Below are 23,511 nucleotides of genomic sequence, written 5' to 3' on the forward strand. Positions count from 1 at the left end.
CTATTTTCCGAGCTGGGTTTCGGGTGTGGCGGCGACGCCCTGCTGGCTCGTCAGGCTATCGAACCGCGATTTGCTCTGCGTCGGATCGGGAATATTCGGGACCCAGCCCTTGGTCGTATCGACGCGCCCGCCGACGTCATTGTCGGCGCGGTGATCGGTCGGGTCGCGCGGCGGGGGCACGCCCTCGACCGCAATCACTTCGCCGGGCAGTGCCTCGACGGTCGCCGCGCCGCCTTGATAGAGCTGGCTGAACGCCGGAATCCATTCGGCGCCGGCATAGGCGTCGGAGAAAGCCCCCGGCTTCCCCCACGAGCCCGGCCAGCGATAGAAGATATGCGCGCCGATCTGCTCGATCTTGGTGAGCTTCGGCGCCCAGCGCGGCAGCACATAATTGGCGTGATAATGCGTCGCCATGCCGACGCTCACCTCGACATGGCCCGACAGCGCGGCGCGCGCGATCTCGGCCGAACGGCGCCACAGCGCGGGCACCGGCGGGCGGCGCATCGATCCGTCGCAGGCAAAGCTGAACTGGCAACCCGGACGCGAGCTGCCCTGATAGATCACGCCGCACACGGTGTTCGGATAGGCGGGGTGCTTCATGCGGTTGAGGATGACCTGCGCGACCGCGGCCTTGCCCGCGTCGGACTCGGTCGCGGCCTCATAATAGATCGCCTGCGTCAGGCAGCGCTGCGCATTGGTCGCCTGCGCCAGCGAGATCGTCGGCATCAGGAACGGCCGCGCCGCCTCGACCGGAAGCGTCGAGACCGGGAGCAGCGCGTTGCGCGCGACGGCGTCGGCGCCTTCGGCGGTCGGGACGATGGAATTGGTTTCGGTTTCGGTGATCAACTTTGCGATCGCATTCTTCTTCGCAGCCTTGGCGGTTTCGGCGGGGTCGGCAGTCCAGCTCGCGACGACGCCTTCGACAAAGCGCGAGAGCCGGTCGTTCGACGAAGCGAACAGGATCGCGGCCGCGCACAGCGCGAGACCTAGCAGGATCAGCTTCAGGCTTTTGGGCGGCCCCTGCCTGGCCTCGGCCCAGGGCGCGTCGGCCGTTGCGGCGCCGTCGTGCCCGATGTTAAGCTCAGGGATCATGATGCCGGTTCCTTGGTCGATCGCGCGAGCACGTCGGCGCGCGGGCCGTCGGCGACGATCCGTCCGCCGTCGATGACGATAATGCGATCGCACATCTGCAGGATGGCTTCGCGGTGGGTGGCGATGATCACCGTCTGCGATTTGGCGACGGCCTTATCGAGCGCCTGGATGAAAAGCCGTTCGCTCTGCGTATCCATCGCGCCCGTGGGTTCGTCGAGGAAGAGCAGCCGCGAGGGCGATGCGAGCGCACGCGCGATGGTCAGGAAACCGCGCTGGCCGCCCGACAGCTGCCCGCCGCGTTCGCCGGTGCCGCGGTCGAGCCCGGTTTCGTCGCGGCCCATGAAGCGGTCAGCGCCGATCGACTGCAGCGTGGCGAGCAATTCGGCATCGGTGGCCGAGGGCGCGCAAAACTGCATATTCTGTTTGATCGAGCCGCTAAACAGCACCGAATCCTGCCCGACGAAACGGAATTGCGAACGCAGATAGATCGGCGAATGCTGGCGGCTGTCGAGCCCGTCGATGAAGATATTACCCGCCTCGGGCGCATAGAGGCCGCAGAGCAGCCGCCCGAGCGTCGACTTGCCCGACGCGACGCGCCCGACAATCGCGATCCGCTCCCCCGCCTCGATCTTGAGGTCGATGTCGGTGAGCGACGGCGCCGCCGCGCCCGGATAGGTGAACGACAGCCCCTCGACCGAGATATTGCCCGTGTCGATCGTGAGGTTCAGCGCGCTGCTGCCCATGCGACGCTCGTCGTCGGCCTCGATCATCTGCTGGATGCTCGCCATCGTCGTCAGCGCCTGACGCCCGCGCGTCATCAGCAGGGCGAGCTGTCCCACGGGCGCCATCGAGCGGCCCGCGAGCATGACGATCGCGATGATCGCGCCCATCGAAATCTTGCCCTCGTCGAACAGATAGAAGCCGCCGACGACGAGCGCGAGGCTGGAAAATTGCTGGCCGAGCGTCGCGAGATTGATCGCAGCGGCGCCCGTCCGGCGCATCGTCGCCTGCGTCCGCGCGCTGGTGTCGACCATCCGGCGCCACTGCCCCAGCACCTGCCCCTCGGCGGCGCAGCTCTTGACCGTCTCGGCCCCGCCGATCGCCTCGACGAGCATCGCATGCTGGATGCTCATGTCGGCCTGATTGTCGAGCGACGCCTGCACCATTCGCCGCTGCAGGAAATAGCCGGCGACGCCCATCGCGACGATGATCGTCAGCGGCACGAGCGCAAGCCATCCCGCGAGCACCGCGATCATGATCAGGAACAGGAACAGGAAGACGATATCGACGAGCAGGACGATCGTCGTCGAGGCGAAGAAATCGCGGACCGATTCGAATTCGGACACGCGCCGCGCGAGCATCCCGGTGCTGCCGCGGCGGTCGGCCAGCGGCATGTTCAGCACCTTCGAAAAGATTTTTTCGGACAGCTTGACGTCGAGTTCGCGGCCGAGATCGTCGAGCAAGGTCGACCGTGCGAGGCGCAGCGTAAATTCGACCGCAAAGGCGAGCAGGGCCCCGACGGCGAGGACCCAGAGGCTCGACACCGCCTTGTTCGGGATGACGCGGTCATAGACGTTCATCGTGAAGAGCGGCAGCGCAAAGCCGAGCAGGTTGATCATCAGCGCCGCACCGAGCACCGGATAGAAGGAGCGGCGCATCCGTCGGACCTCGCTCCAGAACCAGTGGCGCTTTGCCTGCTCGTCCCACGGCCGTTCCTCGGCGCGGATCGCGGTCGGGTCGGCAGCAACCGCCACCGCCTGCCCGGCGTAGCTTTCCTCGACCGACGTTTCGTCCGCCCAGACTGGCGCGTCGGCACCGGGTTCCCAGACGAGACATTGGTCGTCCTTCGCCTCGATCAGCACCGCGCACGATCCGTCGTTGCGGCGGATGATCGCCGGCAGGTCGCGCGCAAGGTTTCTCACCTTGCGCGCGTAGAGTCGCTCATTGTTGATGAAGCAGAGGTCGAGCGCGGCTTCGGCCTGGTGAAAGGGAAGGAACCCCCTTTCATCGCGCGCGAGCGCCGAGAGTGCGCCGCGCTGGAAATTCTGGCCGAAATGCTGCGCGACAAAGAGGATGCAGGCGATCAGCGGATCGCCCGGCGCCTCTTTACCGATACGCGATATGGAGGATTGATTCTGCACCATATTCAAATTTTCTACTTGGAATCAATCCACTGGCATCATTGCGGGTAATGGCGACGCTGGAGTTCGGCGGGAGCCGGCGGGCCGTAACCAACCTTCTCGCGCGCATAGACGCGGCGCGCTTCGGGTGCGGTCAGGTTGAACGCTTCGAGCAAGCTGTTGGTCGATGCCAGCACCTGATAGACCGCGAACATCTCCGAGAAACGCGCGGTTTCGGCACGCACCTGGACGTTGAAACGCGTGTTTTGCGCATCGAGGACGTCGAGCAGCGAACGGCGACCGACCGAGAATTGCTCGCGGTACGAAATCAGGAGTTCGTCGGTCGACTTGCTCTGATCGACGAGGTCGCGGAACACCGCGGTCTGCGTTTCGCGGCTGTTCCACGCACGGCGCGTGTCGGCCTCGGCATTGCGTTCGGTTTCATGCAGACGGAAGCGGCTCTCGCTCGCGCGGCGGATCATCTCCTGATATTTCGCCTGGTTGATCCCGCCGTTGAAAATATCCCAGCGGAGGACGACGCGGCCCAAGAGGTCTGTCGTCTCGCCGCGGAAGGCGTCGATATCTTCGCCGACCCGGCCCGAAAATTCGAGGCCGATCGTCGGGAAAATATCGCCCTTTTCCTTCTTCGCCTCGGCATTGGCCGCATCGACATCGGCCTGCGCTTCGAGCACCTTGGGGTGCCGCGACCGGGTCAGGCCGATCGCTTCGCTCAGGCTGACGGGCAGTTTTTCAGCCATCGCGGGCGGCACCTGCACGTCTTCGACTTCGAGCCCGCTCAGCGCGAGCAACTCGATTTTTGCATTTTGCAGCGCTTCCCTGGCTTCGGACACGCGCACGCTTGCCGCCTTGGCGCGCTCCTGCGCCTGCTGGAGGTCGGCGACGCTGATCGACCCGGCGGTCACGCCGCTCGACAGGTCGGACACCAGACTGTTGTGAAAGGTCATATTGTCTTCGGCGGCGGCGACGACGCGCTGTTGCAGCAGGACGTCGAGATATTGCCGCGCCGATTGCAGCGCAATGAACTCGGACCGCTCGACCACGCGCAGCGCAGCGCCATCGACGCGCGCCGCCTGGCGAAGCTTTTCGCCGTGGCGCCGGCCGAAATCGATCAGCGTCTGCTCGGCCCGGATCCCCGCTTCGAGCGGATAGAGTTCGTCGTTGGCGATGCCGAGGTTGCGGCGCGTCGCATTTTCGAGCCGGCGGACCCCCGCCGACAATTCGAGCGATACGCGCGGCAGATACAGGCCCTTGGCCTGCTCGAGTTCGAACTCGATCGCCTGCTTGTTCATTTCCGCCTGGTTGATCTGCGGATTGGAATCGATCGCGACCGCCATGACATTCTGCATGCTGGTCGGCTCGGCAAAGGCCGAACTGGCGAAAAAGGATATGGCGATGGCCGAGGCAAAGCCGGCGAGCTTATATTGCGGTTTCATCACTGTCCCCCCGTCCCGTTCACTTCAACTTCGACGCGCCGGTTCTCCGGCGTGCGCTGGCCGTCCACGGTCTGGACGCGCGGCTTGCGCTCACCCATGCCCGACACCGCAATGGCATCTGCCGGAATACCCGCAGCCCCCATCATGTCGGCGATCACGCGTGCGCGGCGCAGCGCCAGACCTTCGTTATAGGCGTCGGGGCCCGACCGGTCGGTGTGTCCGACGACGGTGAAGGTCCGCCAGCCGCACCGCGTGCGGTTTTCGGCCATGAAAGCGGCCGACTGGCCCGCATCGGCGGGCGCGACGGTCGAATTCCAGTCGAAATAGAAGGTCGAGGCAACCTCGGGCGGGCAATTTTCGGTCGGCGGTGCCGGCGGCACAAGCGGCGCATCCGGGGTCGGCTGCGGCCGCTTGGTCATCATGCCATAGGCAAAATCGCAACGGCGCAGGCTTTCGGCGTCCTTGGTGTTCGATTTCAGAAAGCCCTTGGCAATTCCGCACTGCGCCTTGGCTTCGGATGCCCAGGTATAGGTGTTGCTGTTGGCGGCGACGATCGATCGATCGGTGGTCAGCGCCAGCGCCGCGTCGTAGCGGGTCTGGACCTCGGTCCGCACCTGGTCGATCGGCAGATCGGCAAGAGCCTGCGCCTGTGCGCTGCCAGGCTGGGCGAAGGCCAGCGCGGCAATTGCCGCTGCCATCCATTTTCCCGGTTGATGTGCCATTTTCGTATCGCCCTCCCGTTATTCTCTGTCACTGGTCCGAAATTTTCTCGATCAGGCCGCCGCCATATTGTGAAGATCCGCTTCCAACGGCTGGCTGGTCGGGAACACCACGTCGGGCGCGATCTGTTGATCAAGGAACCGCGCCAGATCGAAAGCGGGCGCCTCGCCGCCCGCGATCTGTACCGGTTCGGGGCCGCCCGTGACGGCGTGGATCAGCTGATCGACCGTGCTACCGCCGCTTTCCAGAACCTCGGCAAGCACCGCGACCGCCGCCGGATCCTGCGCCGCGGCATCGGAACCGGCGAGGGCCGCCTCGGCCGGCGCGGCCGCCAGCGACAGCAGGCCGTCCATCACGCCCGGATCGAACGAACCGCGATCCGCGATCATGTCGGCCAGCGAATCGGAGTTGTCGGCGTCGGCATTGTCGGTGGTTTCGCTGCGCCAGCCGCTGTCCTGCGCACCGTCGATCGCGGCGGGGCTCGCTTCGTCGGAATGCAACGTAGCCGACGTGTCGGGCGCGGCTGTTTTCGGCGTTTCCGCGGGGCCGTCGCTGGCGGCGCTCGCAGGTGTCGCCAGTGCCGAGACATCGACGGCAGCCGCCGCAACGCCGCCGTCTGCCTGGTCGATACTCGGCTCGCCCTTCGCCGCAACCATCGGCGACGCGCCGCTGTCCGGCTGCGCGTCGTGAATCCCGACGATCAGCGACGCGGCGACCAGCGAGCTGGTCAGCGCCTGGTTGCCCGCGGCGCGCTGGACGTCTTCCGCCTCGCGCGCCGGTGTGCGGGTGCCGAGCTGTGCGTCGAGCTGAACTTCGATATAATCGCCGCGCGTTCCGTCATCGCGGGTGAAGCCGCCGCGCGCGGTCACCGCCTGGCCATCGACCTGCTCGTCAGCGAGGGTTGCGCCCGTCGCGATCGAGGCGATCCCCTGATCGGCAAGGCTCGAAAGCTCGCCCGCATCGCTGACGCCGTCGGCGTTGGCGTCCTGCCAGACCAGCAGGTCGGCAAAAGCCGCGTCGGCCGCATCGATGACGCCGTCGCCATTGTCGTCGAGCGAGGCGAGCGCTTCGACGCCGTTGACAAAATTGCCGCCTGCGAAGCGCGGGGTGAAAATCTCGGTCCCGCTGTCGATCATGCCGTTACCATCGAGGTCGACTGCGAGAATGCCATCGTTCGACGAGTTCCACGCCACCCGATCGGCCGCCCCATCGGCGTTGATATCGAACGCCGCGGTCGCACCGAAGGCATATCCGTCGCCATCGAGGTCGAGAATGATCGGGTCGGCCGTCCCGACGAAATTGGCGGCGGAGAGGGTGCCATAACCGACGCCGCTCAACGTCATGATATGCTCGACCACCATACCGCCATTGCCGGGGTTGGTATTGTCGGTGATCGTCACCGAATAGATGCCGGCATCGGCCGTACCGGTCGTGCTGGAATAAACGATGAAGGTGTAGGTTCCGTTGGGAATGTCGTCGGTGGCGGCCTGGATGAAGCCTTCGATCGTGCTGCCGTTGCCGTCGTTGCCGAGCGAGGCGGTGACCCATGCGGCGTTGACCAGTTCGATCACCTCGGTGCCGGCGGCGATATCCGTCTGGGTCGCGGTGACCGTTACAAAGGCGCCATCGCTCGCCGACGCGCCGTTGACCGAAATGCTGACCTTGTCCGCCGCAACGGCAAAACTGCTTACGGTCGCTACCGTTTGCTGCGTATCGCTCACATTGTTGTGATTGAATATGATCTTGTCGGCGGCACTGTCGCTGCCAAGGTTGATCGACCAGTTGGTCGAGGTCAGCGCGCCCGCGTTGATTGTCACCCGGTCGGCACCCGTGCCGGCGTTGACGATGCTGCCGTTGCCCGTGCTTGCGATGATGGTGTCGTTGCCGATCCCTCCGGTGATCGTGCCGACGCCCGACCCGCCGCTGATGAAATCGTCGCCGTCGCCGCCGTCGATCGTGTCATTACCCTCTTGGCCGTAGATGATGTCGTTGCCGGCGCCGCCGTTGATGGTATCGTTACCGTTGGTCCGGCCACTTTCCTGAGCCAGCAGGCCATGGTTGGCACGGATATAGGCGATCGTGTCCTGGCGATTCCAGTCCGCGCCATTTCCTGCCGGATCGAGCGACTCGGCGGTGACCCGGCCCTCCAGCGTCTGGAACACGGCCCAGCCCGATCCGGGTGCCAGGTTTACGCCAAGCTGGGTCGCCAACGCGTCCGTGAACATGACGTCGCCAAAAATCACGTCGGCGCCATTGCCGCCGTTGATCACATCATTCCCCGCCGCCGCAAGGTCGGTCGAGCCGCCAAGAACCTGCAGAACCGCGGCCAACTCTTCGGCCGAGTCGGCGTTGGTCGCGCTGCCTGTGCCGCCCGATGCAACGCCGTCCTCCACATCGCTCAGCCGGGCGAGCAGCGTCGCATTGACGTTGACCCCGACCGAATCGATCGAATAGCCGGTCGCCAATATCTGCTGCGGCTCATTGGTTCCATCGGACCCGAGCACCTGGTTCATCGCATTTTGGACGTTGGTAGCATCGGAATCGCTCCCGTTGCCGCCAGTATTCCAGAGGGTCGGGAGGCCGTCGGAAACGAACACCACTTTGTTCACGTCGGCGCCCGCAATTCCGTTGCCGCCGTTGATCCAGCTCAACGCATCCTGAAGGCCGTCTTCATAGTTGGTGCCGCCGGACGCCATCATGCCATTCACGGCCGCCTTCGCCGACGTGACCTGCGCGGCCTGCACCACACCATTCACGATCAGGTTGAACGTCCCCAAATTGGAGCCGCTGTTATCGAAATCGATCACCGTGATGCGCACGTCCTGCGCGCCCGATTGCGACAGGCTGTCGATCAGCGCGTTCACGCCGTTCTTGAGCGCCTGCATCCGCGAGATCGTGCCGCCGCCGAATGCGATCTGCGTCGTCATGCTGCCCGAACTGTCGAGCACGAGCACGACATTCGCCTGCTGCCCTTCGGTGATCGTCACCGAGCCCGGGTCACCGACCAGCGTATCGTCGAAATTGCTGCCCTGGATCGCACCGTCAACCTGACCCTGCGGGTTGGCGACGACGTGGTCGGTGGGTTCGTCGGCGATGTCGCCCGTCGCCGACCCGATGACCAGCAACGGCGATGCCGTGGTGATCGCCAGCGACGCCTGCGCGGTGTCGCCATCGCCGTCGACGATCGTGACCGGTACATTGAAGTTTACCGGGTTTTCGGTCTGCACGACCGCACCGAAGTCGCCGATCTTGAACGTATCGCCACCGGCATGGTGGAATTCGATGCTGTTATATCCATCCGCAGTAAAGCCGGCGACGACGGTATTCGCCACAACCCCGGCGACAGTCGCTTCGCCGTTGGCAAAGGTCACGGTGAAGTTCTGGCCGCCGACATTATAGGTGCCGTTGGCCGTCACGGTCAGCGTCGCGTTATTGAAACTGATCGCGACCTTGGTGATCGTATCCTTCACACCGTCGCCGACGTCGTTATCGGTGTCGTTGTCGTCGCGGGCGACGAGCCGGACGCTGCTGCTGGAGTTGATGTTGGTGAACAGCGCCGACGCGCCGTTCGCATTATAATGCGAATCGAAGGCGTGGTTCTGGTTCGCCAGCGTACCATAATCTCCGTTCGCCGGATTCCCGGTGAGATCGATCACGAAATCGACGCGGACGGCTTCGGTCGGCCCGACGCTGTTGCCAGCCGAAACACCCGTGTTGTTGGCGTTCGCGTTCATCGTACCGCCATCGGCATTATTCGTCATCGGCGTGATCAGCACGTCAGAGCTGTTGTTGTCGCCGGGCTTCACGAAGCCGATCCACGAGGTGTTGCCACCAACGAAGTCGTAACCGCCGCCGTTGAAATCGACCGTCTGGGTCGAATCGAGCTTCTGGACCATCTGGACCTGATACTGGTCGGCGTGACCCGCCGGTTGCAGGCGGATGATAAACACGTCGTCGCCGTTCGGCTTTTCAGCGGTCAGGACGGTGCCGCCGGCCGAGATCACGTAGTTCAGCGCCAGACCGCCCGCGGTCAGATTCTGGGTCTGGAGCGCGGCAATCGTCGCCGCGGTAAAGATCACGCTTCCCGGACCGTCGCCGCCATAATTATTGTCGACGTCATTGTCGGTGTCGAGCGATTGATACACCGACGAGCCGGGGGCATTGATCAGCGCCGCGCTGAGCGGAGCGATCGCGATCGGCGAGTCATCTTCGAGGCCGACGGTGAGCGCCGTTGCGTTGGTAACTGTCGTCGTGCCGTCGTTGACGCTGACGGGCACCACCAACGACAGCGCGTCTTCCAGCGTTATGTTCGGATGATCGATCGGACCCAGCAGCGAAACCGTGAAGTTGCCGCTGTTGTTGATCGCAACGCTGATGATCGTTTCGGTCCCGACCCTGCCCAGCAGAAGCTGCGGATTGGTCGTGTCCCACACGATCGGCTGACCGCCCGAAGACAGCGCCGTCGCCGGCGTGCCGAGCGAAAACGTCAGAGCATCGCCATCGGGGTCGGTCGCCGTGATCGTTCCGGTCCGGACGGTGAGGTTGGTCGTATCGACGGTGCCCGTCGAATCGGGGAAACCGCCCGCCAAGCCTTCGTCCGACACGGCGGTCGTCGCCGATCCGATCGTGGGCAGGTCGTTCGAGCCGTTGATCTTGATCGTCAGCGTCGTCGTCGACCGATCGCCATCGCCGTCGGTGATGGTGTATGTATAGGTTTCGGTCAGCGTCTCATTGACACCCAGCGCTTGCACCGTCGCATTGCCGTTGTTCAGCGTATAGGTGTAACCGCCATTGGCGTTCAGCGTCAGTGAGCCATAGGTCCCGGCGAGCACCGAACCCACATTGCCCGCCACCGGGACTGCCGACGTGCCCGCCACGACGCCGGTCACCGCCGCGCCATCGGCGCCCTGCGTATCGGCGCTTCCCGGCGCGTTGGTGGTTCCGACGCCGGTCACGACGTTTCCGGTCGCGACGCTCGCGGTGTCTTCGGTCACCGAATCGGTGTCGGGGCGCGCGGTCGGCAGGTCGTCCGAGACGGTGACATTGAACGTGCCGGTTGCGGTGTCGCCGTCGGTGTCGGTCGCGACGATTCCCACCGAGCCGAGGTTGACGAGATCGTCGACATCGAGCCCTGGGTGGCTGTCGTAATTATCGTTGAGCGTCGCGGTGACGTTCGCGCTGTTGCCGCTGCGCACGAGGTCGAGGGTGACGACCAGCCGCGCGCCGTCCGAACCGGTGATCTGCGTGTCCGAAACACGGACCCAGGTCAGGCCGCCGCCAAGGCTGGCGACGCTGGCGGCAAAGACGATCGACGCGATCGCGTCCGAACCCGGCGTGAAGGCGATCGAGCCGCTGGCCGAATCGGGGCCCGCGGGGGTCGAACCGTCGGACAGATTCTGGTCGTCGAACGCCAGCGTGATCGGCCCGCCTGCGGACGGGTTGGCGCCGTCGGTCAAACTGATCGCCTGCGTCGAGGTCGAGATGTCGCCGTCGCCGTCGGTGATCGTATAGCTGAAGCCCGCGTTGACCGCCGCGGCGTTGCTCACCGGGTTCGGGTCGAAGGTCCATGCGCCGGCCGCGGTGAAGGTGTAGACGCCGTTCGCCGTGGTAATCGTCGTCGTTCCGACCGCATTGACGGCGGTGGTCGTCATGCCGATCGTAACCGACGTCACGCTCGCGCCATCGGCGCCGCGCGTGTCATTGGTCAGCAGGTTTCCTCCGACCGCGGCGGCATCTTCGGCGACGACGATGTCGGCATCGGGCCGCGCGGTCGGGACATCGTCGACGATGTTCACCGACAGCGTGCTGCCGGTCGTATCGTTGTCGACGTCGGTCAGGGTGACGACAAAATTCTCGAACAGGCTGTTCTCGTCGGCGCCCGTCGCATGGGCCTCGGCGGCAGCCAGCGTGTAGCTATAGCTGATCTCGCCAGTTGCCGCATTATAGGCCGTGATATTCAGCGTGTTGCCGAGCGGGGTAGGAATCGTCGCCGGCGTGAACACGCCGTTGTTGATGACCTGTACGCCATGGATCGTGAGGTTCGCGACGCCATCGGGTGCCGAGATGTTGAAGGTGCCGGTCTGGGTGAGCGGTTCCTTCGCCGTATCCGAACCCGCGGGCAGGTCGTCCTCGTCGACCGAGACATCGCCGCCCTGCGCCTCGGGTATCAAATTGGTGATCGTCACGCCGTCGTCGGTGCCGGTCAGCGTGACGGTCAGCATCGCGGGGTCGCTGTCGCCGTCCTTGTCGGTCAGCGTGTAGGTGAAGGTGTCGGTCAGCGTCGCCCCGGGCGCCAGCGCGTTGATCGCGGCCTGGCCGGCGGCGCTCAGCGTATAGGTCTGGGTGCCGTCGCCGTTAATCGTGATCGTACCATAGGTGCCCGTAAGGCTGGTAAAAATGCGGCTGCCGAAACCGTCGGCACCGTCGGTGTCGTTGGTATCGACGTCGAAGGTGACCGAGATCGGGCCACCTTCGGTCAGGCCGGCCGTATCGTCATTCGCCACCGGCGCATCGTCTTCGAATACCAGATTCTGGCCGATATTGGCGGTGGCGGTCGCCGTGTCGCCGTCAGCATCGGTAACCGTCGCGGTCAGCGTGATCAGATTGTCCGCCAGCGGGCTCGTCGGCTGATCGGGGCCGCTGTCCGGGGTGTGGACCACCGCGCGAATCTGGTCGAGCGTGACGGTGCCGTTCGTCGCGACGCTGACCGTGAAGACCAGTTCATTCGAGGTCGCGGTATGGCCCTGGATCACGCCGCCGACGACGCTGAGCACGACCGCCTGGTTCGTCAGCGTGTCGACAAGACCCGTCGATCCGGCCGCGATGCCGAGCGCATAGGTGGTCGAATTGGTCGTCGCGGCGCCATCGGCGCCAAAGGTCGGGGTAAAGACCGAAGCAAAGCTGAACGAAGCGTCGGTGCCGAGCGTCGATTCATCGACCGTCAGCACCGGCTGCGCGATATTCGCGGCCACCGTCGGCGCATCGTCGTCGAAGGTGATCTGCAGCGATCCGTTCGCGGTCGAGCCGTCGCCGTCGGTTACCGTGAAGCCCAGCGTCGCCGTGGCGTCATTCTCGTCGCCGCCCGGCGTGTGCAGGACATTGTCGACCAGCGTCACCTTATAGGCACCGGTCGCGGGGTTGGTGACTTCGACGGTGAACAGGACGCCGCGCGGGCCGGTGCCGGTCAGCGTGTTGGTGCCGGGGTTCCACACAACCTGGACCGATTCCTGGCCGACGGTCACAAACTGGCCGCTGATCGCGGCAAAGTTCACCGAACCCGCGCCGTCGCCACCGAAATTAAGGTTGAGCAGGCCGCTGAAGGTCGCCTGATTATTGTCGCCGTCGCTGTTCGGATCGGCCAGATCGCCGGTCGTGCTGGCGGGATTGCCGCCAGCGAGCGCATCGTCATCGACCGACGCAAGCGTCGTGCCCGCGGTCGGCACATTGGCGTCGGTGATCGTGAAGCTGATCGGCGCGGTCGCTGTATCACCGTCGCCATCGGTGACGGTGTAGGTCGCGGCGGCGCTGCCGGTGCCGGGCACCGAGGCGTCGGCGGTAAAGCTGTAGCTGCCGTCGGCCTTCACCTTGATCGTGCCGTGGCCGATATCGATGCCCTGCGAGAAGCCGTCGCCGCCGAAGACGAGCGCCGTGCCGTCGATCTGGGTAACGGTCGCGCCGTCGGCGCCCTGGACGAAGTCGAGCGTGCCGGTGACCGTCGCGCCCTCGGCGACATTCTGGTTCGCCTCGGCCGATGCGGCGGGCACGTCGTCGGTGATACGGATGTCGATCGTCGCGCTCGCGGTCGACCCGTCGATGTCGGTGACGGTCACGCCGACGCTGTCGTTGCGATCGTCTTCACCCGCCGCCGGATGGTCGGTGCGATTATCGTTCAGCGTATAGCTATAGGTGAACGTCCCGCCGATCACCGAACCGTCGGCGCCGGTCACCGCGGTGAAGCCGGTGACATTGAGCGTGCCATAGGCGCTCATAACCGACTGCGGCGTGAACGTGCCGTTCGCGACGACGAGCGTCAGCGGCACGCCGAGCGGCACGCCGTTGAAGCTGTTCAGCACCACCGTGCCCATGCCATCGGGAGTCGATACGGTGAAACTGTCGCTGTCGGTCAGGCTGTCGGGCGTCGTGTCCGAACCCGCAGGTTCGCCGGGACGCACCGGCAGATCGTCCTCGTCGACGAACAGCTCGGCGCCCGCGGCGTCGAGGCCGGTGATCGTGACGCCATCGTTGGCACCGTTGATCGTGATCGTCAGCGTCGCGGCCGCGGTGTCGCCGTCGCCATCGGTGATCGTGTAGGTGAAAGTCTCGGTCAGCGTTTCGCCGGCCGAAAGGCCCTGTACCGGCTGCGCCTGATTGTTCAGCACATAGGTGTAGCTGCCGTCGGCATTGAGCGTCAGCGCGCCATAGGTGCCGGCAAAAGCCTCGCCCAGCGCGCCGCCTGCGACGGCTGTGACCGTCGCACCATCGGCGCCTTGAGTGTCGGCGACCCCGTCGGTCGCGTTGGCGTCGCCGCCACCCAAGCCCGTCAAAACATTGCCATCGGCAGCCGGCGGATTGTCGCCGTTTCCGCTATCCTCGGTCACGCTGTCGACATCGTCGCGCGCGGTCGGGACATCGTCGATGATGCGCACGTCGATACTGTCGGTGCCGGTCGAACCGTCGCTGTCGGTGACGATCACCGCAAAGCTGTCGCCGACGAAGTCCTCGCCCTGACTGCTGTGCGTCGGCGTGTTGTCCGAAAGCACATAATTATAAGTGAAGGTCCCGCCGATCACCGATCCATCGGCGCCGATCACCGGCGTGAAGCCCGTGATGTTGACGGTCCCGAGCGGACTCGCCGCGGTGCCCGCGGTGAACACGCCGTTCGTCACGACCTGCGTGCCGCCGATCGTCACATTGCCAAGCCCGTCGGGGGTCGAAATCGAGAGGCTGCCGGCCTGCGTCAGCGCCGCCGCGTCGGGCGACGAACCGTCGGCCAGATCATCCTCATCGACCGTCAGGTCGCCGCCTTCGGTGTTGATGCCATTGATCGTGACACCGTCGTCGGCGCCGTTGATCGTGATCGTCAGCGTCGTCGTCGAGGTGTCGCCGTCGCCGTCGGTGATCGTGTAGGTGAAAGTCTCGGTTAGCGTTTCGCCCGCCGCGAGGCCCTGCACCGCCTGCGCTTCGTTGTTGAGGACGTAGCTGTAGCTGCCGTCGCTGTTCAGCGTCAGCGCACCATAGGCTCCTGCCAGCGCCGCGCCGACCACGCCGCCCGCGACCGCGGTGACGGTCGCGCCGTCGGCGCCCTGCACGTCGCCGACGCCATCGACGCCATTGGCATCTTCGCCGCCGCTGCCGGTCAGCACATTGCCGTCGGCCACCGTCGGCCCATCCTCGGACACGCTGTCATTGTCTGCACGCGCGGTCGGCACATCGTCGACGATATCGATGTCGAGCGTGTCCGTCGCGGCGTCGCCGTCGACATCGGTGATGACCAGGTCGAAGCTGACCGTCGAACCATCGCCGTCGAGTGTGTTGTCGATCAGCGTATAGGCATAGGTGATCGAGCCCTCGCCGGTCGCGGGATCGAAGCTATAGCCGGTGACGACAAGCGTCCCCGTCGCGTCGCTCGAAATCGTCTGCGGCAGCGATCCGGGGGTCACCGCGACGCCGCCGATCGACACGCTGCCGACGCCGTCGACTGCCGTGAAAGTGATCGTGCCGCTGGTCGATGTGTCGCCGCCGCCTTCGCCGCCGGCAAAGGCTGAACCCGGGGTTTCGCCTTCGCGCGGGCCGAGGTCGGCCTCATAAACGACCGTACCGCCATCACCTTCGCCATCGCCCGGGACGAAAGTGATGACGGTCGGCGCGTCGGCGATACCGATGGTAAGGGTCGCCGTCGATGTATCGCCGTCACCGTCGGTAATCTGGTAGCTGAAGACGTCGTTGACGCCGCCGGGGGTGCCCGGATTCCGGACAAAGGTATAGCCGCCCTGGGCATTGATCGTCAGCGTGCCGTATTGGCCCTGCACCGTGCCCGGCGCCGAAAAGCCACCTTCGCTGCCCGCGCCGCGGATCCCCGTCAGGCTCGCGCCATCGGCGCCCGGCGTGTCGGCGCCCGCCGCGCCGCTCGTCGTGCCCGTGCCGGTCAGGACGTTACCCGTCTCGGGCGCAAAGCTGCCCGCGGCGACCTGATCAGTATCACCCCGCGCGGTCGGCACGTCATCGACGACCGAGACGGTCAGCGTCGCGGTCGCGGTGTCGCCGTCGTTGTCGGTGACGACGACGGTAAACGGGTCGGTCAGATTGTTGTTCGCATTGGTGTTGTCGGTCAGCGTGTAGCTGTATCCGACATTGCCCGGCGTCAGGCTGGTGATCGTAAGCTGGCCGAGCGGCGTCGTGACGACCTGGCCGACCGCCGTGATGGCGGTGCCGTTGATCGTCAGCGTGTCGAGCCCGTCGCCGGCGTCATAGACGATCGAACCCGTCGTCGTTTCGCTGTTCGCCGCGCTGTTGCTGCCCGCAGGCTCGTTACCACGCGCGGGAAGACCGGCTTCGTTGACGCTCGCGGTCGCTGCCGCGATCCCGGCGGGCTGATCGGGGGTCACGATGACGATCGTCGGTTCTTCGTCGGAAACGGCCGGCAGCAGTTCGCGCTCTTCGGGCTGCGGAAATGCAAGCTGCGTATAGGGCAGCAGATCGCCGAGCGCATAGGCATCCTGAATCGGGCCTTCGGGATCGGCGAAATTGCCGCCCGAGCTTCGGACACCGGCTTCTGGGTTCAGCTCGCCGAGATTCTCCAGCAGCTGCGCTACCGTGCTCGCAGGCACCGTATCGCCATCGACGACGATCGACGGAACGTCGACCGCACCGCCGGGAATGATGAACACCTGACCATTCGGCAAGGTGATGACAAGGTCGGTGCCCGAAATCGTAATGTCGTCGATCGACGCGCCCGCGGGCAGGATGATGCGGCCGCTTGCATCGGGAACGAGGATAGCCTGGATCGCCAGCGGTATGATCGATGCGGCGGCGGTCACGTTCGCCGCCGCGGCGAGAAACTCGCCGCCCGGTACGGCCCGGCTCGCTTGCTCGTTCGATGCGCCGTCGCGTTCGGGACCGGTGATTCCATTCCGCGCCGGATTGTCGAAAGCATCCATGTCAATTTCCCTCGAACGCACCTCGCCCTGCCGCAAAAACGGCACAGCAAAATTTCCACCAATTTCAGTGCGACCCACTGTCCGAGCGACTCGGACCTTCCCCACCCCTTAGGAAACATGGATTCCCGGGACTCCGCAAGCGCGTTAACACATTTTTAGTCATCGCTAATTTGGGCTTAACAGTCGATCGTCCGCGCGCGCTCTGGGGAACTAAATATATCGCATGTTCAAGGGCATAACCCGATCTCTTTCCTCGGGCCGCCCGCCGCGAAAGGCATGCTCCCGTCCCAATTGGAACCACAATTTAACACGGTTCGTCGCATGCAAAGGCGCCGACCGGGCGGCGAATCGGCCCTGCGCTCCGCGCGGCGTTAAGTGGGTCCGAGACGATCTTAGCGGGGCCGATTCCGCTCGACCGGCGCACCCGAAAACTACGGCGAAAATGCAATATTAAGGGTTGCCGGGCGATAATGGTTCACCAAAGGAGACGGTGGTGAGATCCTTGCTGGCCCATATCGCGGATCCCGTCGAAACGACCGATCGCAGGCGAACGAGCCGCCGCACCCTCCGGCTCGATGTCGCGGCGCGCACGGCCACGGCCGAATCCGCCGTGATCATCCGCAACCTGTCGCGGACCGGCCTGCTGATCGAGACCGGCGCGGGCTTTTCCATCGGCGAGACGTTCCTGCTGGTCTTGCCGGAACTCGGCGCCGCCCCCGCACGCGTCGTTCGCCACGACGGCAGGCTCTTCGGGTGCGAGTTTCTGGCGCCCGTCCCCGCGAGCGCGATCAGCGCTGCGCTGCTCAAGGCAGGCCCCGACGAGGAGGCGGACGATGGGGCCGCCGCGGCGACCGCGCGCGCTGCCAACGAGCTTTATGCGCGGCGGCCGTCGAGCGCGATCCTGTTCACGGCGTTGACGGCGTTGTTCACTGCCGTGGCTCTTCTCTTCGTCTTTGCCCTGGTCTCGCTGACCTTCTCGGCAGGCTGAGCCCGCGCCCCGACCGGCGCGACACCCACGCACGAGCCCCCTTCGCCGAAGGGAGTCAAATTGCAGATTCTTTGAGAAGCTGGAGCGGGCGAAGGGATTCGAACCCTCGACCCCAACCTTGGCAACTTCAGTCTGGTAGTTTTCGAAGCTTTCTTTTCCTACGCCATGGCACACTTTAATCAATGAATATTGATATTTAGCTTACGACACGCTATCCTGCGGTTGCGCGCAATTGGAAACGCGCTGGAGAGTATTTGGTGAGAACGGCTCATCAAATGAAGATTCTCACCAACGGAGCGAAGACGTGCCAACCTGCAAACTCACAAAGCGCGCAGTCGACGGCCTGGCGCCGCCCGCGAAAAAGCAGATCGTGCATTGGGACACCGAGCTCAAAGGTTTTGGCGTGCGTGTCTTGCCGTCCGGTCTCAAGACGTTCGTGGTACAGTACCGCAATGCCGAGCAGATCAAGCGGTGCCTCAACATAGGCCGCTTTGGTCCGCTGACCGTGGATCAGGCGCGGGATATCGCCATGCTGAAGTTGGGAGACGTCATCCGCGGCGGTGACCCGGCGGACGAGGCCCGACAGGTCCGTCAGGGCATGACGGTTGCGGAAATGTGCGATTGGTATCTGGCCGAAGCACGTGCGGGCAATATTCTTGGTCGCAAGAATCTTCCGATCAAAGCCTCGTCTCTCGACATGGACGAGAGCCGCATCAAAACGCACATCAAACCGCTTCTCGGCAAACGCATCGTAAAACATCTGACAATCGCCGACGTCGAGCAGATGCAAACCGACGTGAAGAACGGAAAGACCGCCAAGCCTCGAACCGGGGGACGTGGAGGCACGGCGACGGGTGGAGCCGGTGTCGCGGGACGATGTGTCGGAACGCTCCAAGCCATTATTGGCCATGCGAAGCATAAGGGCCTGATCGCTGTCCATCCCACCCAAGGCGCGAGAAAACTTGCCAGTAACAAGAAGACCCGGCGCCTCAGCGTTGCAGAGATCGAAATGATCGGGAAGGCAATCGCTTATGCGGAGTGTAACGGCGAAAACCCTGTAGCGCTTGCTATCCTGCGTACGTTGCTTCTGACAGGTTATCGCCGTCAGGAAGCGCAGGCGATGCAACGAGCGTGGATTAGCGCAGCGGGCGGATATGTAGCTTTTCCTGACACGAAGGGGGGCGCGCAAGTGAGAGCGATCGGCGCCGCCGCGATCAGGATCATCGAGAGCCAGCCCATTACAGTCGGCAACCCGCACGTGTTTCCGTCGGACGTCAGCATGGGGCCATTCACGGCGGTTAGCGACTGCCTGCAACGCGTCTGCAAACTCGCCGGCATCGTCGGGGTCACACCGCATACGTTGCGCCATACCTTCGGAAGCGTCGCTGGAGACCTCGGCTTTTCGGAACTCACGATCCGCGCCATGCTGGGCCACGCGTCGCAGAATGTCACACAGGACTATATTCACATCGATGAGGCGCTGAAACTGGCCGTGAAGCGCACATCGGACGAGATCGAGCGACTACTCCATGAGGGTGCAACGAAAGTGGAGAATATCCAGATCGCTGCCTGAAGCTCCCATCTCTCAACTGCGCCGGCGTACTTTCGAAAACCCTCGGTCGGCGGCGATGAAACGCTCCAGGATCGGTGGGGCTAGACGTTCGATCGGCAAGGGTGCTCCCAATCCATTCTCCTTCGCATGCGCGGCGGCATAGTCGACAAGGTCCGCATGGAGCTTGCCGGACAGCTCGATCGTGATCTTGACCGGCTTTTCCTCGACGATCGGCCCCAGTCGCAGCTTGCTCATCAGCCAAGCCCTCCGGCGACCGTTTCGAAAATCAAATCCCGCGTCACAATCACTCTGAACTGATAGCCCGGGCGGATCGTCAGCGTCGGAGCGATCGCGGCCTGCCGCTCGACGAGGCTTCGTCCTGTCTGGCCGATGGAGTCCTGACTTCCTTCCCGGATTGCCCGCGCGATCCGGTCATCGCCGCTGTCGCCAAGTTCGGCGCCGATGCCGAGCAATGTCGAGACGAGCGCAGCGCGGAACACCTGTCCCCAGTGATAGTTTGTCCGATCGGAGAGACCCGCCATACCGGCCGCGTCCGATCCGGGCTGGCGAGCAAGCTGGATCGATCGCCCGCCGGGAAGGATCAGCCGGTCCCAGGCAAGCAGGACGCGGTTCTGGCCGGTGGTTATGGCACTGTCATAGTCGCCGATCAGGCGCGATCCTTGGGGGATGAGGAGGATACGGCCCGTCGGGCTGTCATAGACATTTTGGGTAACCTGCGCCGTCACTTGCCCCGGCAGGTCGGACCGGATTCCGGTGATCAGCGCCGCGGGTATGATGCTGCCGGCCTGCAGGATATTGCGCGAGCTCGCAGACCGAATGCGCTCGTTGCTTTCGGGCGCCGCCTGCGCGCCGCCAACAAGGAATGCACGGCGTTCTGACACGGGCGTGCCAGGCGCTGGCCCACCGGATGGCGGGGCGGGAACGTGAGTTGCCGAAGCAATAGCCCTTTCGGCGACACCGCCGCTTGCGAGGAACAGGCGGCTCGATCGTGCCGCTTCGCGCTCCCGCGTTGCCCGCTCCCTTGCTTCGTCGGCCGGATCGCGAACGGCGGACGGAGGGGCGCCAATCGGCGGAACGGGCACGACTTCACCCTCCCTTTGAGCGGCGACGATCGGCCGCCCCAAATCACCGGGAAGCGGCGGTCCGAGCTTCGGCACCTTGTCATATCCAGCGGGCGCGCTGGATAGAGCGTCGGGCCGATGGCGGCTGTCGGCGCTGTAGAGATTCTCCGGATCTTTAGGCGATGTCGGCTGGAGGGCCCAGAGGAGCGCGCCACCGATACCAAAGGCGGCAACGGCTCCCACGCCGGCGAGCGCCTTGCGCGACAGACGCATGACCCGCGGCGGCTTGGCGCCGAGCCGAAACCCGTCGGCGCTCGGCGGCGCCACAGGCGACTCCTCGCCGCGATCGACGGGGTTCGCCGGTTCGGCCGGAACCGCGCCGCTCACCACCGGCTCCGGTGCGACGCCTCGCGCTCGATCCGGACGTGCTGCGCTGCGCGGCCGGCGCCAAGGCGCAGCTCGGCGCGCGCAAACAGGCGGTCGACGATCATATAGCGCCCCTGAACGCGATAATTGACGAGTTCGGCCTTGTCCTTCTCACCGAGGATGAAGAGCGGCGGCATGTCGCCGGTGGCAATGCTCTCGGCAAATTCTATAAAAATCTGGCGCCCGTCGTCGAACACGCGCTCGGGGCGCCAGCCGGGCTTGTCGCCCGAGATATGGTAGCGAAAGTCAAGCGCGGCGAGATCGATGCCGGACGCAACGGGCGCAGCGCGTTCGGCCGCCGCTTCCGCGGCCCGTAGCGCAATCAGTTCGTCGGCGGGATAGGTCCAGGAGACCGACGCCATATAGGTAGCGGCCGTCGCGCGCAGCTCGACATGATAGGTTCGCCGGTCAGTGTTGATGATCAAATTGGTGGAAATGTCGGCGCGCGTTGGCTTCACCAAGATATGGACGCGCCGCGAAATGCCGCTGCCACTAATCGTGTCGCCGATGATCCAGCGCGCGGTGTCGCCGGCAGCGACTGGTCCAGGTCCGACCAGTTGCTCGCCTTCCTGCAGCACGATATCGGTGATTTGCCCTGGCGCGGCGTAGACCTGATAGAGTGCGCCCTCGCCCCAGGCATATTGCTGGATGGCATTGCGGTAGCCGAGCTTGTCGGGCTGGACCCGGGCCTCGGCATTGGCGCGCCCTACGCGGGTGCGCGGATCACCGGCCTCGCTCGCGGATGCGCTGGCGACAAGCGATAGAGCGGCGACGAGCGCGCCCGAGGAACGACGAAAATGGTTCATTGGCTGAGTTCCTTTGACCAATTTATAGCGGTGACAAACAGTCCGAGCGGGTTCGCTCGAAGCGCGTCCGGCGTACGCGGCGGCTGGATCGTGACGGTGACGATCGCCGACCAGCGCGATGTTTCGAGGAGGCTGCCGTCCTGATAGCGGCGCTCGGTCCAGGCGATGCGGAAGCTGTCCTTCGAGGCGCGGATCACGCTCGAGACGTCGACGGCGACCTGGGTCTTGCCGACCTCGACGAAGGGATCGTTGTTGCGGGCATAGTCATTAAGCGCCTGCGCCCCGCTGTCGCTCGCAAAATCATAGGCAGCGAGCCAATCGGCGCGGAGAACGATCGGATCGGCCGGGATCGACCGGACATGCTCGATGAAGCGCGCCAGATGGAATGCGATCTGCGGATCGGTCGGGCGATAGTCGGCATCGGCCGGCGATACGGCGCGCGCCTCACCCAGCTTATCGACTTCGACGATCCACGGCGTGATCGTGCCGCGCGCCGATTGCCAGACGAGCCCGCCGGCAAGGCCGCCCGAAAGAGCCAGGCATCCGAAGAAGGCGAGCCGCCAGTTTTTCGCCTGCACGCGCGCCGACCCGATCCGGTCGTCCCAGACCTGCGCGGCGCGTTGATAGGGGGTCACCGGCTCGGGCGAGACGCCGTAGCGGTTCGAAGGTCGTCGGAACATGCGATCACTCCTTTTCGCGGATGTCGGGGGCGCCGCCGGCGCCATGGCTGTCGCCGCCCTTCAGGGTGTGCGACGCGATCGTCGCGCCTTGCGTCATCATTTGGCGGCGGCGCATGGCGGCGGCCCATGCAGGCGGCGCATCGGCACCAGCGCCCGAAGGCGCACTGGGTGCCGGGGCGGGACCCGCGACCGCTGCCTTGCCGGCAGCAAAGCTCTGCTTGATCTTGTCCGCCGCGCGACCCGCAGGGGCGCCTGCACCGCTTGCGGCCGAACGCGCGACTTCGGCCATTCCCGAACCGAAGGCCGCCGCGCCTGTCTTCCCCGCCGCTCCCTTGGCATAGGATGCCGACGCGCCGCCCGCGGCGCGCGACCCGCCGAGGACGGCGCGGCCGGCAGCCGTGCTGGCAGCGCCCACCGCGAGGGTAGCGCCAGCCGCACCGGCCGCCAGCGTCGCTCCTGCGGCGACTGCCGTTCCCGCGGCTGCCCCTGCTCCCAGCTGCGGCCCACCGGCGACAATCCCGTTGGCGATCGAAGGCCCGAAGATGCCGAGGCCCAGCAGCGTGAGCGCGCCGAGCGCGATCGCCATCACCTGTTCGATGTCGGGCTCGGGGCCGAGATCGGCTTCCATGAAGCGGCTGAACAGGGTGGTGCCGATCCCGGTGATGACCGCCAGGACGAGCACCTTGATGCCGGAGGATATGACGTGACCGAGGACGCGCTCGGCCATGAAGGCAGTGCGCCCGAAAAAGGCGAAGGGCAGCAGGATGAAGCCCGCGAGCGTCACGAGCTTGAATTCCAAAATCGTCACGAAGATCTGCACCGCGAGGATGAAGAAGGCGAGGATCACGATCACCCAGGCGATCAGCAGCACCATGATCTGGACGAAGTTGGTGAAGAGGCCGACCGGACCGACAAGATCGGCGGTCGCATCGAGCAGAGGCTGTGCGGCGTCGAGTCCCGTTTCGGCAACGAAGCCGGGGCGCATGAAGTCGCCGATCGCCATCGCTCCGCCGCTTGCCTTGAGACCAATACCGGCAAAGCTCTCGAGCAGGATCGCCGCGAGCGCAGCAAAATTGCCGATGATGAAGGCAAAGAAGCCGATGTAGAGCGTCTTCTTGATCAGCCGCTGAAGCACATCCTCGTCGGCGCCCCACGCCCAGAAAAGCGCCGCGATCGTCACATCGATCACGATGAGCGTCGAGGAGAGGAAACCGACCTCGCCGCCGAGCAGCCCGAAGCCGCTATCGATGTAGGTCGAAAAGACCGACAGGAACGTGTCGATGACGCCGGTATCGTTCATCGCGGATCCTTTTCTTGACCAAAGAAGCGGCGTCGCCTGGTTTCCCATGCGACGTCGCAGGCGGGATCGGGGACGGTGATGCTGCGGCAATGTGCGGGGACATCATCGGCTGCCGGTCGTGGGGGGGGGGGGGGG

The 23,511-nt window shown here is 64.9% G+C and carries 13 protein-coding genes; 2 read left to right on the plus strand and 11 right to left on the minus strand.

Annotation, left to right across the window (positions count from 1 at the left end):
* Genes ACREBX_RS14225 through ACREBX_RS14245 form a run of 5 tightly spaced genes read right to left on the minus strand, consistent with a single transcriptional unit; the run spans position 1 to position 16,542 of the window.
* Entirely contained in the window at positions 1-1,092 is a 1,092-nt protein-coding gene (locus tag ACREBX_RS14225; RefSeq protein WP_431562399.1) for a cell wall hydrolase, read from the minus strand.
* Positions 1,089-3,236: a type I secretion system permease/ATPase gene (locus ACREBX_RS14230; RefSeq protein WP_431562400.1), complete on the minus strand. Its 2,148-nt coding sequence runs from the start codon at positions 3,234-3,236 to the stop codon at positions 1,089-1,091. Before ACREBX_RS14230 ends, ACREBX_RS14225 begins: the two co-directional genes overlap by 4 nt.
* Positions 3,237-3,271: 35 nt before the next feature.
* Positions 3,272-4,666 carry a TolC family protein gene (locus ACREBX_RS14235; protein WP_431562401.1) on the minus strand — a complete coding sequence of 465 codons (1,395 nt, stop codon included), beginning with the start codon at positions 4,664-4,666 and terminating at the stop codon, positions 3,272-3,274.
* Positions 4,666-5,388 carry an OmpA family protein gene (locus ACREBX_RS14240; RefSeq protein WP_431562402.1) on the minus strand — a complete coding sequence of 241 codons (723 nt, stop codon included), beginning with the start codon at positions 5,386-5,388 and terminating at the stop codon, positions 4,666-4,668. Before ACREBX_RS14240 ends, ACREBX_RS14235 begins: the two co-directional genes overlap by 1 nt.
* Before the next feature lie 51 nt (positions 5,389-5,439).
* The gene (locus tag ACREBX_RS14245) at positions 5,440-16,542 is read right to left on the minus strand and encodes a VCBS domain-containing protein (protein ID WP_431562403.1); all 11,103 of its coding nucleotides are present in this window, start codon (positions 16,540-16,542) and stop codon (positions 5,440-5,442) included.
* A 493-nt stretch (positions 16,543-17,035) separates the two neighbouring features.
* Here ACREBX_RS14245 and ACREBX_RS14250 point away from each other — a divergent pair, with 493 nt between their 5' ends.
* Positions 17,036-17,530 (plus strand): PilZ domain-containing protein, encoded by a 495-nt coding sequence (locus ACREBX_RS14250; RefSeq protein ID WP_431562404.1) that lies wholly within the window; start codon positions 17,036-17,038, stop codon positions 17,528-17,530.
* Positions 17,531-17,834: 304 nt separating this feature from the next.
* Positions 17,835-19,103, plus strand: a complete 1,269-nt coding sequence (locus tag ACREBX_RS14255; RefSeq protein ID WP_431562405.1) for a tyrosine-type recombinase/integrase — start codon at positions 17,835-17,837, stop codon at positions 19,101-19,103.
* 12 nt (positions 19,104-19,115) lie between these two features.
* Here ACREBX_RS14255 and ACREBX_RS14260 read toward each other — a convergent pair whose 3' ends face one another.
* The 6 genes from ACREBX_RS14260 to ACREBX_RS14285 are packed head-to-tail and all read right to left on the minus strand — an operon-like array spanning position 19,116 to position 23,456.
* A complete protein-coding gene (locus tag ACREBX_RS14260) occupies positions 19,116-19,337 on the minus strand; it encodes a DUF2274 domain-containing protein (protein WP_431562406.1) in 222 nt (73 codons plus the stop codon).
* Positions 19,337-20,551, minus strand: a complete 1,215-nt coding sequence (locus tag ACREBX_RS14265; protein ID WP_431562407.1) for a TrbI/VirB10 family protein — start codon at positions 20,549-20,551, stop codon at positions 19,337-19,339. The genes ACREBX_RS14260 and ACREBX_RS14265 overlap by 1 nt, the downstream gene beginning before the upstream one ends.
* Entirely contained in the window at positions 20,548-21,396 is an 849-nt protein-coding gene (gene trbG, locus ACREBX_RS14270) for a P-type conjugative transfer protein TrbG (protein ID WP_431562408.1), read from the minus strand. Before trbG ends, ACREBX_RS14265 begins: the two co-directional genes overlap by 4 nt.
* A complete protein-coding gene (gene trbF / locus ACREBX_RS14275; RefSeq protein WP_431562409.1) occupies positions 21,393-22,076 on the minus strand; it encodes a conjugal transfer protein TrbF in 684 nt (227 codons plus the stop codon). The genes trbG and trbF overlap by 4 nt, the downstream gene beginning before the upstream one ends.
* 4 nt (positions 22,077-22,080) lie before the next feature.
* Positions 22,081-23,376, minus strand: a complete 1,296-nt coding sequence (trbL, locus tag ACREBX_RS14280; RefSeq protein WP_431562410.1) for a P-type conjugative transfer protein TrbL — start codon at positions 23,374-23,376, stop codon at positions 22,081-22,083.
* The gene (locus ACREBX_RS14285) at positions 23,373-23,456 is read right to left on the minus strand and encodes a hypothetical protein (RefSeq protein ID WP_431562412.1); all 84 of its coding nucleotides are present in this window, start codon (positions 23,454-23,456) and stop codon (positions 23,373-23,375) included. Before ACREBX_RS14285 ends, trbL begins: the two co-directional genes overlap by 4 nt.
* Between the last annotated feature and the right edge of the window lie 55 nt (positions 23,457-23,511).

It is taken from the genome of Sphingopyxis sp. (genome assembly GCF_050725655.1).
GTDB lineage: Bacteria > Pseudomonadota > Alphaproteobacteria > Sphingomonadales > Sphingomonadaceae > Sphingopyxis.

What these genes read in the sequence shown, in the direction of transcription:
- ACREBX_RS14230 (WP_431562400.1), bottom strand. Translation starts at nt 3,236, where the DNA reads ATGGTGCAGAATCAATCCTCCATATCGCGTATCGGTAAAGAGGCGCCG.
- ACREBX_RS14225 (WP_431562399.1), bottom strand. Translation starts at nt 1,092, where the DNA reads ATGATCCCTGAGCTTAACATCGGGCACGACGGCGCCGCAACGGCCGAC.
- trbF (WP_431562409.1), bottom strand. Translation starts at nt 22,076, where the DNA reads ATGTTCCGACGACCTTCGAACCGCTACGGCGTCTCGCCCGAGCCGGTG.
- ACREBX_RS14240 (WP_431562402.1), bottom strand. Translation starts at nt 5,388, where the DNA reads ATGGCACATCAACCGGGAAAATGGATGGCAGCGGCAATTGCCGCGCTG.
- ACREBX_RS14245 (WP_431562403.1), bottom strand. Translation starts at nt 16,542, where the DNA reads ATGGATGCTTTCGACAATCCGGCGCGGAATGGAATCACCGGTCCCGAA.
- ACREBX_RS14260 (WP_431562406.1), bottom strand. Translation starts at nt 19,337, where the DNA reads ATGAGCAAGCTGCGACTGGGGCCGATCGTCGAGGAAAAGCCGGTCAAG.
- ACREBX_RS14235 (WP_431562401.1), bottom strand. Translation starts at nt 4,666, where the DNA reads ATGAAACCGCAATATAAGCTCGCCGGCTTTGCCTCGGCCATCGCCATA.
- trbL (WP_431562410.1), bottom strand. Translation starts at nt 23,376, where the DNA reads ATGAACGATACCGGCGTCATCGACACGTTCCTGTCGGTCTTTTCGACC.
- trbG (WP_431562408.1), bottom strand. Translation starts at nt 21,396, where the DNA reads ATGAACCATTTTCGTCGTTCCTCGGGCGCGCTCGTCGCCGCTCTATCG.